The organism is Bacillus sp. SG20033 (genome assembly GCF_044570195.1).
In the GTDB taxonomy this organism is placed as follows: Bacteria; Bacillota; Bacilli; order Bacillales; family Bacillaceae; genus Bacillus; species Bacillus subtilis.
In genome coordinates this window covers 1,793,519-1,806,021 of sequence record NZ_CP172606.1, presented here as the reverse complement: position 1 = coordinate 1,806,021, position 12,503 = coordinate 1,793,519, and the positions used below count along the sequence as shown (strand labels likewise).

The window sequence follows — 12,503 nt, the reverse complement described above, 5'->3', positions numbered from 1 at the left end:
TTCTATTGTTCGCTTTTTTGCATCAATACTTTTGCCGGCTTTAACAGCCCTTTTTTTGCAGGATGAGGGAAATAGATCGCCAAGCAGGTTCCGGATTCAGTAAAGACGGCGATACGGTCTTCACTTGTCATTTCAGAAAACTGCTCGGGCGTCTCAAGCAAAGCCCCATTTTCTACTTTCTTAGCTAATGTATCACTTATGATCCATTTCGGCAAATGATTGAGCGCACGTTCAATAGGAACTGTATGCTCTTCCACGGTTTCGGATTGGGCCTGTGCTTCGAGCTCATCAAAAGTAAAGCATTCGTCGAGAGAAAAATCTCCGGATGCCGTACGGATTAAATGAGACATATGAGCCGGATATCCGAGCTTTTCTCCGATCATGACCGCCAGCGTCCTTACATAGGTCCCTTTGGAGCAAGTCACTGTAAACCGGAAGCTTGCGGTTTCTCCATGATGTTTAATCTCTGTCGTCAGGGCAATGTCTTCAATGGTTATCATACGTTTCGGACGTTCTACTTCAATCCCTGCTCTTGCGTATTCGTATAATTTTTTGCCGTTTACTTTTACAGCGGAATACATGGGCGGAATTTGTTCTTGTTTCCCCTTTAAACTGTTTAAAACCTTTTCTACATCCGCTTTATCAATCTCGTGATTGACAGGCTTTGTTTCCACCGTTTCTCCGGTTTGATCCTCTGTTGTGGTTGAAAAGCCAAGCGTTATTTCTGCATCATACGTTTTAGATTTTTCAGTTAAGTATTCGACTATTTTTGTCGCTCTTCCTACACAAATCGGAAGCACGCCTGACACTTCCGGATCGAGCGTTCCTGTATGTCCTACTTTTTTTGTTTTTAACAGCTTTCGGATCTTCATGACACAGTCGTGCGATGTCATGCCAACAGGTTTATGTAAAAGGAGAACTCCGTTAACCATTTGCCTTTCACTCCTTCTTTTGAGCTTTTTTCTTTTAAACGAAGAAAGAGGACAGACGATATACGCCTATCCTCTCATTTTTTATTCAGATGGTTTCTCTGAATGTAATTCGTGAATCAGTGTTTCGATCCGATTCCCGTAATCGATTGATTCATCGAACTCAAATTCAATTTCAGGCGTTTTTCGAAGTCTGATGCGGCTGCCGATTTCGGATCGGATAAATCCTTTCGCTTTTGCCAGCCCTTTCAGCGCTTCTTCCCGTTTTTTCTCGTCACCGAGAACCGAGATATACACCTTTGCAATTTGCAAATCACCTGATACACGTACATCCGTTACTGTCAGAAAACCAATTCTCGGATCTTTCAGCTTGCGGCTGATAATATCACCGAGTTCTTTTTTCATTTGCTCGCCGACACGGTTTGCTCTCATACTCAATTCAATCACCTCTAAGTTAAAACCACTCTGTCCTAGTGATCGTCCGTTCAATTTCAGGAAAAGAATCGATAAACGCTAGGACGCGCTGCAGTTCTTTTTCTGTTTGAACGCGAGAGGAAGAAACAGCGGCGATTCCGAAGCTGGTTCTTTGCCAGGTGTCCTGATAGCCAATCTCCGAAATCGAAACATTGAACTTGTTTTGAACCCTGGTTAAAACCCGCTTCAGAACGGCACGCTTTTCTTTTAGCGATCCTGCATCATAAATGATGCATTCACACTCCGCAAATCCGATCACGTTCTTTCAATTTCTTGCATGACAAACGCTTCTAGGATGTCACCTTCACGAATGTCATTGTATTTCTTAATTGTAATACCACATTCATAGCCTTGTGAAACTTCTTTCACATCGTCTTTAAAGCGTTTCAGAACATCTACTTCGCCTTCAAAGATGACGACGCCGTCACGAATTAAACGGAGGCCGCTGTCGCGCGTAATGGTTCCTTCAGTAACATATCCGCCGGCAATTGTACCGATTTTAGATACTTTGAATGTTTGGCGTACTTCTACTTGACCAATTACTTTTTCTTCATATTCAGGATCAAGCATACCTTTCATGGCAGCTTCAATCTCGTCGATTACTTTGTAAATGATACGGTGAAGTCGAATATCTACATTTTCAGCTTCAGCCGTACTCTTAGCATTTCCGTCCGGTCTCACATTAAACCCGATAACAATTGCATTGGAAGCAGATGCCAAGATAATGTCTGATTCAGTAATCGCACCAACGCCTGTATGGATGATTTTCACTTTAACGCCTTCTACTTCAATTTTTTGAAGCGCAGCCGTTAAAGCTTCAGCAGATCCTTGAACGTCAGCTTTTACGATGAGGTTGATGTCTTTTACATCACCTTGCTTAATTTGCTCGAATAAGTCATCAAGACTGAGCTTCGCTTTATCGCTGCGCTGCTCTTCAAGCTGTTTCGAAGCACGGGCTTCACCGACAGAACGAGCTGTTTTTTCATCTTTAAAGACAAGGAATTGGTCTCCCGCTTGAGGGACATCATTCAAACCGGTAATTTCAACCGGAGTTGACGGGCCGGCAGTTTTCACACGGCGGCCAATGTCGTTGACCATTGCACGGACACGGCCAAATGTATTGCCGACTACGATCGGATCACCGACATGCAGTGTTCCAGTCTGTACGAGCAACGTCGCAACTGACCCTCTGCCTTTATCGAGTTCAGCTTCAATAACCGTTCCTTTTGCCTGACGGTTCGGATTCGCTTTCAGTTCCTCTACCTCACTGACAAGCAAAATCATTTCAACGAGCTCATCAATGCCTTTTCCAGTTAAAGCGGAAAGCGGCACAAAAATGGTTTCTCCGCCCCAAGCTTCAGGGACAAGTCCGTATTCCGTCAGTTCTTGCATTACACGGTCAGGGTTTGCGGATTCTTTATCTATTTTATTCACAGCAACGATGATTGGAACCTCTGCTGCTTTTGCATGGTTAATCGCTTCAACTGTTTGCGGCATGACACCGTCATCGGCAGCTACGACAAGAATCGTAATATCAGTTACTTCTGCACCGCGTGCACGCATTGTTGTAAATGCGGCGTGGCCCGGTGTATCCAAGAACGTGATTTTCTTGCCGTTCTCTTCAATTTGATAAGCGCCGATATGCTGAGTGATTCCGCCTGCTTCTCCTTCAACAACCTTTGTTTTACGGATGCTGTCAAGAAGCGTTGTTTTCCCATGGTCAACGTGGCCCATGATTGTCACGACAGGAGGACGAATTTCAAGATCCTCTTCATTATCAGGCTCTTCGTATTTTTCCAGCTCTGTTTCTTCAAGCACAATGACCTCTTCTGTTTCAACACCATATTCTGATGCAATGAGTTCGATTGTGTCTTTATCAAGCTCTTGGTTAATGGTTGCCATTACGCCAAGAAGCATCAGCTTTTTAATGATTTCTGAAGGCTCTTTGCCAAGCTCTTCAGCAAGTGCGCCAACTGTTAAAGTGCCAGAGAATGTAATTTTCTCAGGAAGCTCTTTTTTCGGCTTTACAGGCTTTTGCTGATGTTGGTTTTTATTATTGTTGTTGTTGCGTTTATTTTTTTTGTTGTTGTTATTCTTCTTGTTTTTGTTAAATTGATTATTCTGCACGTCATTCTTCTTTCCGTCTCGAATTTTATTTGGTTGATTTCCAGCTGATTGCTGATTAACCCCTTGTGGCTGTTTGTTTTTGTTCGTTTCTGCTGGCTTTTGAGATTTAGCAGCTGCGCCGCCTTTTTTATATTTGGCATCAAGCTTTTTAATGGCCTTTTCTTCAAGCATGGCCATGTGATTATTCACTTCTAAATCCATGTTCTTCAGTGCGGTCAAAATTTCCTTACTTGAAACATTTAACGCTTTTGCATATTCGTATACTCTCATTTTAGCCATTCGTTCACCCCCAAAAATATTAATCGAGCAAGCTGATCAGCTTATTCGCAAAACCTTGGTCAGTGACGGCGACAACGACACGGGCTTCTTTACCGATAGAGCGTCCAAGAACCGCGCGACTCTCGACTTTTTTATAAGGGACTTTATAATAATTGCACTTGTCAGTTACTTTTTTTGCTGTGTTAGATGATGCATCCTCTGTAAGCAGGACAAGCTTTGCACGCGCATTCCTGATTTCTTTTATTACCAAGTCTTCGCCCGACACGACCTTACGAGCTCGATTGGCCAGACCCAGCAAGGGAAACCATTCCATTCCAGACATTTTATTTTTTCACCTTTTCCGCCAGTTCCAGCAATTCATCGAAAATCTGGTCATCGATTTGTGATTGAAATTGATTTTGCAAAGTGTTTTTCTTTTTTGCTGCTAAGATGCACTCTTTATCCAGCGTTAAATAAGCACCCCGCCCATTCTTTTTTCCGGTCGGATCTACTGAGATTTCGCCTTCTTTCGACCGTACAACTCGGATCAGTTCCTTTTTAGGCTTCATTTCACCAGTCACTACACATTTGCGTAATGGGATCTTTTTGTGTTTATTCACCTAAAGTCACCTCTTATTCATCCGATTCAGCAGTTTCAGGCTCCGTAAAGAGCGGCTCATCATCTTCTTCAAGTTCTCTCGGATAGATTCCAAGTTCTCTTGCGTCCGTTTCGCTCTTAATATCAATCTTCCAGCCTGTCAGTTTAGCAGCTAAGCGTGCGTTTTGTCCTCTTTTGCCAATTGCCAGAGACAGCTGGTAATCAGGAACAATAACAGTTGTCGCTTTTTCTTCTTCATTAACAATGACATCAAGCACTTTGGAAGGGCTGAGCGCATTCGCGACAAATTCTACAGGATCACTGGACCAGTTGACAATGTCAATTTTTTCACCTTTTAATTCATTGACGATTGCTTGCACACGCTGGCCTTTAGGCCCTACGCATGAACCGACAGGATCAACGTCAGGATCATCTGTGCGAACAGAAATTTTTGAACGGTCGCCGGCTTCTCTGGCAACAGATTTTAGCTCGACAGTTCCATCATAAATTTCAGGCACTTCAATTTCAAACAAACGCTTTAACAGGCCTGGATGTGTTCTTGACACATAAATCTGCGGGCCCTTCGTTGTTTTTTCTACTTTTGTGATATATACCTTAATGCGGTCATGGGGCTTGTAGCTTTCATTCGGCATTTGCTCATTAACCGGCAGCAAGGCTTCTATTTTGCCTAAAGACACGTAGATAAATTTATTGTCCAGACGCTGGACGATCCCTGTCATGATGTCTTCTTCACGGTCGATAAATTCAGAATAGATCACACCGCGCTCAGCTTCGCGCACACGCTGTGTGACGACCTGCTTCGCTGTTTGAGCAGCTATGCGCCCGAAATCCTTAGGTGTAACTTCGATTTCGACGACATCGCCGACCATATATTCCGGATGGATGCCCTGTGCCTCTTCAATTGAGATTTCTAATCTCTGGTCGTATACTTCGTCAACGACATCTTTTCTTGCAAATACACGGATGGAGCCAGTTTCACGGTTTAGATCCACCCGTACATTTTGCGCTTGATTAAAATTCCGCTTATAAGCAGAAATTAACGCAGCTTCGATTGCTTCGATGATAATTTCTTTACTGATGCCTTTTTCTTTTTCAAGAATCGTGAGAGCATCTAATAATTCACTGCTCATTTAACGGTCTCCCCCCTTAAAACATTTGTATTCATTAGAATGTAACAGCTAATCTTGCATTAGCTATCTTTTCATACGGAATATTGATCCGTTTCTTTCTTGTTTTGATCGTGATCTCAACTGTCACTGTTTGTCCATCAAATTCAGCCAGTTCACCTTCAAACACTTTTACGCCGTCAATAGGCTCATACGTCTTAATGTATACGTTTTTTCCTAGTGATTTTTCGAAATCGGCTTTTTTCTTTAGCGGACGCTCAGCTCCTGGAGATGAGACTTCAAGAAAGTAATTTTGGCTGATTGGGTCTGCCTCATCAAGCTTTTCGCTTAAAGCTTCGCTTACTTTGGCACATTCCTCAATATCCACACCGTCATCGGAATCAATAAACACGCGAAGGAACCAGCTTTGGCCCTCTTTGACAAATTCAATGTCAACGAGTTCCAGCTGAAGGTTGTCTACGATTGGCTGAGCCATTTCTTGAACGGTGTCAGTCACTTTTTTGCTCATGTTCTTCCTCCTTGTGCTGTCGATCTCATATTCGTCTCGTCACTCTGCATAAAAACCCTGCTTCAAAAGAGCAGGGGCTAAAAAGTAAACGATGAACATGTCGAGACAAAATTCTCCTGTTCAATACAAAAGAGCGGGTTTCCCCACTCTTTGCCTCGGTAATCGTTAGCATTTCCAATAAAACTATACCATAACCATATTTTTATTGCAAATGGATATACGCTTACCTTCATACCTAAGCAAGTGACAGAAACTCTAATATTACGATGGCACTTTTTGCGCTTATGTATGCATAGAAGCAGAATTTCTGAGAAATTCTGCTTTCCATATTAGAACAGTGACAATTGGTTTTGATCAGGCAGTGATTCCAGACAGCCATGGCGATCTAAGTACTCTAAAATCGTTTTTGATACTTTCCCTCTCTTTTGCAAATCTTCTTTTGAGAGGAATTCGCCTTCTTCGCGAGCTTTTACAATGTTCAAAGCAGCGTTCGTCCCTAATCCTGGAATAGAGTTAAACGGCGGAATAAGACTGTTGCCGTCAATAATAAACTCTGTAGCGCTGGAGCGATATAAATCGACTTTTTGGAATGAATAGCCTCTCTCACACATCTCAAGCGCTAATTCTAAAACAGTCAGAAGGTTCTTTTCCTTCGGTGAAGCATCAAGTCCTTTAGAGTTTATATCCTCCATTACCGCTCTGATTGCTGTAGAGCCCTTGATCATTGTATCGATATCAAAGTCATCTGCACGAACGGTAAAATAAGCCGCATAATACAAAAGAGCATGATGCACTTTAAAGTAAGCAATGCGGACTGCCATTAAGACATATGCCGCGGCGTGGGCTTTCGGGAACATGTATTTAATCTTTTTACAGGAATCAATATACCAGTCTGGGACATTGTTATTTTTCATTTCTTCTTCCCATTCAGGCGTTAATCCTTTTCCTTTACGCACGAATTCCATGATTTTAAAGGCAAGGGACGGTTCAAGGCCTTGATAGATTAAATAAACCATAATGTCATCACGGCAGCCGATAACCTCACTCAGCTCACAAATATTATTGTGGATGAGCTCCTGTGCATTGCCAAGCCATACATCAGTTCCGTGAGACAAGCCTGAAATCTGAACGAGCTCAGAAAAAGTGGTCGGCTTTGTATCTTCAAGCATCTGCCGGACAAATCGGGTTCCGAATTCAGGAATTCCAAGAGTGCCCGTTTTACAGCCAATCTGTTCTTCAGTCACACCGAGTGATTCGGTTCCCTGGAAGATCTTCATCACTTCAGGATCATCCGTCGGAATTGTTTTCGGATCTATTCCGCTTAAGTCTTGAAGCATCCGAATAACAGTCGGGTCATCGTGTCCGAGAATATCAAGTTTTAACAGGTTGTCATGGATGGAGTGGAAATCAAAATGAGTCGTTTTCCACTCTGAACCTGTGGCATCTGCCGGGAACTGGATCGGTGAAAAATCATAAATATCCATATAATCCGGAACTACGATAATACCGCCAGGGTGTTGTCCAGTTGTACGTTTTACACCTGTGCATCCCTGTACGAGCCGATCTATTTCGGCACCGCGCATATGAAGATTGTTGTCTCCGGCATAGCCTTTTACATAACCGTAGGCTGTTTTTTCTGCCACCGTGCCTATTGTTCCCGCACGATATACATTGTCTTCTCCGAACAATACTTTTGTGTAATTGTGTGCTTGCGGCTGATATTCCCCTGAGAAGTTCAAATCGATATCAGGTACTTTGTCCCCTTTAAATCCTAAGAACGTTTCAAATGGAATATCATGGCCGTCTTTTTTCAAAGGCGTTCCGCAATGAGGACATGTCTTGTCAGGCAGGTCAAAACCAGAACCGACAGAACCGTCATTAAAGAACTCAGAATGCTGGCACTCAGGACAAACATAGTGCGGCGGCAGCGGGTTTACCTCAGTAATCTCAGTAAGTGTCGCAACTAATGAAGATCCTACGGAACCACGGGAACCAACGAGATACCCGTCATCTAGTGAACGTTTTACAAGTTTGTGAGAGATCAAGTAAATAACAGCAAATCCGTGGCCAATAATACTCTTTAACTCTTTTTCAATCCGCGCTTCGACAATTTCAGGCAGCTCTTCCCCGTAAATGCTTCTTGCACGCTGATAGCTCATTTCTCTGATCTCTTCATCAGCGCCTTCGATTTTCGGCGTATATAAATCATCTTTAATCGGCTTGATGTCATCAACTAAAGAAGCAACCTTTTGGGTATTGGTGACTACGATCTCCTTCGCTTTTTCTTCACCTAAGAAAGAAAAAGCTTCAAGCATTTCGTCTGTCGTTCTGAAATGCACTTTCGGCAGTTCATGCCTATTCAGCGGATTTGCCCCGCCTTGTGAGGATATTAAAATCTTTCTGTAGATTTTATCCTCATCATTCAAGTAATGAACATTTCCCGTAGCAACAACCGGTTTATTAAGCTTTTCCCCCAGCTTCGTGATATTCGCAATAATTTCTTTCAGCGCTTTTTCATCACGGACCAGTTCAAGCTCCAGCAAGTGACGATACACTTCAGGCGGCTGAACCTCAAGGTAATCATAGAATGACGCGATATCTTCCACCTCTTCAGGCGATTTTTGCATCATTCCCTCAAAAACCTCTCCCCTGTCACAGGCAGAACCGATCAGCAGCCCTTCCCTGTATTTCTCAAGCTGAGATCTCGGAATACGCGGCACTCTGTAAAAATAATGAATATGAGAAAGTGACACAAGCTTAAATAAATTTTTAAGTCCCGTGCTGTTCACGGCAAGTAATGTTGCATGATACGGTCTTGATCTTTGATAAGCATTGGACTGACCCATATTTTCATTCAACTCATCATGGTACTGAATACCTTTTTCAGCTGCGTCTTTCAGCATTTTCAGAAGCAAATAAGCGGTTGCCTCAGTATCATAGATCGCACGGTGATGCTGTGTGAGTTCGATATCAAACTTTTTACAAAGTGTGTTCAACCGGTGGTTCTTAAATTCCGGATAGAGAAAACGTCCTAGTTCTAGCGTGTCAATGACTGGGTTTTTAGCTTTATCGACTTCAAGAAGCTTTTTATAGGCTACATTTAAGAATCCCATATCAAAGCTTGCATTATGAGCGACAAGGATATCATCGCCAATCCATTCTCTGAAATCTCTTATTACATCTACGACATCCGGAGCGTCTTGTAGCATATCATCAGTGATCCCTGTCAGCTCTATGATTGTGGCGGAAAGCGGACGATGCGGGTTCGCAAACGCCTCAAATTTATCAATAATTTCTCCGCCTTTTACTTTTACTGCAGCCAGCTCAATAATGGTATCGTATACAGCAGACAATCCTGTCGTCTCAACGTCAAAAACAACATATGTTTCTTCTTCGAGCAGACGATGTGCGGCATTATAAGCAATTGGCACGCCATCATCCACGAGATTCGCTTCCATCCCGTAAATCATTTTAATTCCATGCTTTTTGGCCGCAGAATACGCATCAGGGAAGGATTGAACGACAGCATGGTCAGTCAAAGCGATGGCCTCATGCCCCCATTTTTTCGCCTGTTCGACAAGCTTTCCGATACCCGTAACAGCATCCATTTGGCTCATTGGGGAATGAAGATGCAATTCCACTCTTTTTTCTCCTTCAGGTGCTGAATCTTCACGGGTTTTTGCTTTTATTTCGTTTACGTCATTTGCGATCATGACAAGGTCTCTGACAAATGTATCATTTTGAATGCTTCCGCGTGCTTTTACCCACATTCCTTTTTTCAGAGACTTCATCAGTGCCGCATCTTCTTTTTCACGTGCAAACATTTTGATCAAAATACTATTTGTATAGTCTGTAATTTTGAAGATACACAGCGTGCGCCCGCTCTTCAACTCGCGCGTCTCCACATCAAACACATAACCTTGGACCGTAATTCTCCGTTCTTCGTCCATGATGCTGTCAAGTGTTCGGATTTCCTCGTTATCTTTAATTTGATAACCGATAACAAGAGGACCAGATGGTGCTTGGTCTTCATCACTTTCTTTATCTTTCTTCTCCATTTCAATCAAGGCCTGCATCGCCCGCTCTTGGTCTTCCGCAAGCTTTTGCTCCCGAAACTTTTGAACTTCCTGCTCGGATACAAATATTTCAGCATCAAGCTGAAGATCCGGAAAGCCAAATTGACGGTAGCCTGCTTGAATCATGGAACTGTATTTGTTTTTTAGCGCAGCCGCTTCTGTATCCGTTTTGGTTTTGACAATCAGTTTATTGCCCTTCAGCTTCGGTTTTTGCTGGTTTAAAAGACTGACAATCGGCGGCGAAATGCCCTGCAGTTCTTCTATGCAGCGTGACCAGTAGTCTTGAACGATACTTTCACTGACCTCGGCATCCTGAACTTCAATTGAAGATGTCACTTTTGCTATGTGGGCAAACGATTGCGTCAGCCTCGTTGTTAATGTGTCATATATTTGAAAAGGCAGCAAAGATTTAAATTGAAAATGAAAATGCCAAGACTTAGAAGCTTTGTGAATTGTCAGCTTTTTAATCTCGCCATGTTCAAAGTAGGTCATGAAGGTATCATCTGTCATATTAATCTGCTGCAGAAGAATTTGAAACTGCCTTCTGTTTACTGATAACTGTTCCATTAAGACAGTATCCCTCCCTAAAAACATCATAAGTGAAGGTACCTCAGGCAATGAGGTACCTTCTATTATTTCTATTTTAACATGTTTTTTGATAAATCGTTATGGTGATTACTGCTTGCTGATAAACGCAGATAATTCGTCTACTGAAATCTCAGTTGACTCACCAGTTTGGCGAATTTTCACTTCGACGATTCCTTCGTCAGCTCGTTTTCCGACAGTGATGCGGATTGGAAGGCCGATTAGATCTGAATCAGCGAATTTTACACCGGCACGCTCAGCACGGTCGTCATAGAGCACTTCATAGCCTTCCGCTTTTAAATCGTCATACAGCTTTTCAGCAAGCTCTCTTTGCCCATCGTTTTTCATGTTCAATGCAAGAATATGAAGATCGTACGGCGCAACGCTTTTTGGCCATATTAATCCTTTTTCGTCGTGATGCTGTTCAGCAATAGCAGAAAGCGTTCTTGACACACCGATTCCGTAACAGCCCATCAGCATTGGCTGCGCGCGTCCGTTTTCATCTAAATATGTCGCATTCATCGCTTCTGAATAGCGTGTTCCGAGCTTAAAGACTTGTCCGACTTCGATTCCCTCAGCAAAACGGATCGTTCCCTTGCCGTCTGGTGAAGGATCACCTTCTTTAATAAAACGAAGATCAGCAAATTCTTTAATTTGCGCGTCACGATTCACATTGACATTTTTATAATGATGATCTCCTTCATTTGCCCCGGCAACAGCATTAACCATTGCTTTCACAGCTTGATCGGCATATACTTCCACATCCTGATGAATACCGACAGGGCCTACAAAGCCTGGCTCTGTTCCGAGCTGCTGAATGACCTCTTCATGTGTAGCAAGCTCTACAACTTCTGCATGAAGCAAGTTTTTCACTTTAATATCGTTAACTTCATGATCCCCTCTTACAAGCACTAAGACAAAACGGTCATCAGCTTTAAACAATACTGACTTAATGCACGCTTCAGCCGAAACCTGTAAGAACGCAGTCAGTTCTTCGATTGTTTTCACGTTAGGCGTATGAACCTTCTCTAGAGCTTTAGGCTCTTCATCTGAAGGAACTTCCTGGTGAAGAACTTCAGCCATCTCGATATTAGCCGCGTACTGTGATTCATCAGAATATGCAATCGTATCCTCTCCGATCGCAGAAAGTGCCATAAATTCGTGCGTATCCTTTCCTCCCATTGCGCCTGAATCAGCGATAACAGGTCTTACATTAATGCCGCAGCGGGCAAAAATATTAGAATAGGCCTCGTACATTTTTTGATACGTTTCATCCAGGCTCTCTGCAGATGCATGGAAAGAGTACGCATCCTTCATAATAAATTCGCGGCCTCTTAACAAACCGAAGCGAGGACGTTTCTCATCTCTGAACTTAGACTGAATTTGATAAAGAGTCAGAGGGAGACGCTTATAAGATTTAACCTCATCGCGAACAAGCGAAGTGATAACCTCTTCATGCGTTGCCCCTAAAGCAAATTCACGGCCATGACGGTCTTTTAGTCTCATCAGTTCGGGACCATACGTATACCATCTGCCTGATTCCTGCCATGTCTCTGCCTGCTGCAATGCGGGCATGAGCATTTCTACGGCATCAATTTTCTCCATTTCCTCTCGAACAATCTGCTGAATGTTTTGAATCACCTTATACGCAAGAGGCATATAGCTGTATACCCCGCTCGTATTCTGTCTGATAAATCCTGCTCTCAGAAGAAGCTGATGACTTTTTGCTTCGGCATCAGCTGGAACTTCACGGAGCGTAGGAATAAGCGTCAAGCTTTGTCTCATTTCTTCGCACCTCTG

10 protein-coding genes are annotated in these 12,503 nt (G+C 43.0%); all 10 read right to left on the bottom strand.

Annotated elements, in window-relative coordinates; genetic code table 11:
- Nucleotides 1-2: 2 nt before the first annotated feature.
- Entirely contained in the window at nucleotides 3-932 is a 930-nt protein-coding gene (gene truB, locus ACFVP7_RS09575; RefSeq protein ID WP_396583167.1) for a tRNA pseudouridine(55) synthase TruB, read from the bottom strand.
- A gap of 81 nt (nucleotides 933-1,013) precedes the next feature.
- The gene (gene rbfA / locus ACFVP7_RS09570) at nucleotides 1,014-1,367 is read right to left on the bottom strand and encodes a 30S ribosome-binding factor RbfA (RefSeq protein ID WP_009967251.1); all 354 of its coding nucleotides are present in this window, start codon (nucleotides 1,365-1,367) and stop codon (nucleotides 1,014-1,016) included.
- 16 nt (nucleotides 1,368-1,383) lie between these two features.
- Nucleotides 1,384-1,662, bottom strand: a complete 279-nt coding sequence (locus tag ACFVP7_RS09565) for a DUF503 domain-containing protein (protein WP_003231905.1) — start codon at nucleotides 1,660-1,662, stop codon at nucleotides 1,384-1,386.
- Complete coding sequence (gene infB, locus ACFVP7_RS09560) at nucleotides 1,659-3,809, bottom strand: translation initiation factor IF-2 (RefSeq protein ID WP_014479801.1); 2,151 nt, start codon at nucleotides 3,807-3,809, stop codon at nucleotides 1,659-1,661. The genes ACFVP7_RS09565 and infB overlap by 4 nt, the downstream gene beginning before the upstream one ends.
- Before the next feature lie 19 nt (nucleotides 3,810-3,828).
- Nucleotides 3,829-4,131, bottom strand: a complete 303-nt coding sequence (locus ACFVP7_RS09555; RefSeq protein ID WP_003220946.1) for a YlxQ family RNA-binding protein — start codon at nucleotides 4,129-4,131, stop codon at nucleotides 3,829-3,831.
- A gap of 1 nt (nucleotide 4,132) precedes the next feature.
- Complete coding sequence (gene rulR / locus ACFVP7_RS09550) at nucleotides 4,133-4,408, bottom strand: glucose-induced regulator RulR (RefSeq protein ID WP_009967250.1); 276 nt, start codon at nucleotides 4,406-4,408, stop codon at nucleotides 4,133-4,135.
- Nucleotides 4,409-4,421: 13 nt separating this feature from the next.
- On the bottom strand, nucleotides 4,422-5,537 hold the full coding sequence (gene nusA, locus ACFVP7_RS09545) for a transcription termination factor NusA (RefSeq protein WP_003231912.1): 1,116 nt from the start codon (nucleotides 5,535-5,537) through the stop codon (nucleotides 4,422-4,424).
- Between the two features lie 34 nt (nucleotides 5,538-5,571).
- Nucleotides 5,572-6,042 (bottom strand): ribosome maturation factor RimP, encoded by a 471-nt coding sequence (gene rimP / locus ACFVP7_RS09540; protein WP_283934355.1) that lies wholly within the window; start codon nucleotides 6,040-6,042, stop codon nucleotides 5,572-5,574.
- A gap of 329 nt (nucleotides 6,043-6,371) precedes the next feature.
- Entirely contained in the window at nucleotides 6,372-10,685 is a 4,314-nt protein-coding gene (locus ACFVP7_RS09535; RefSeq protein WP_160831743.1) for a PolC-type DNA polymerase III, read from the bottom strand.
- A gap of 108 nt (nucleotides 10,686-10,793) precedes the next feature.
- Nucleotides 10,794-12,488, bottom strand: coding sequence for a proline--tRNA ligase (gene proS / locus ACFVP7_RS09530; protein WP_338733796.1), 1,695 nt, complete (start codon nucleotides 12,486-12,488; stop codon nucleotides 10,794-10,796).
- Nucleotides 12,489-12,503 lie beyond the last annotated feature (15 nt).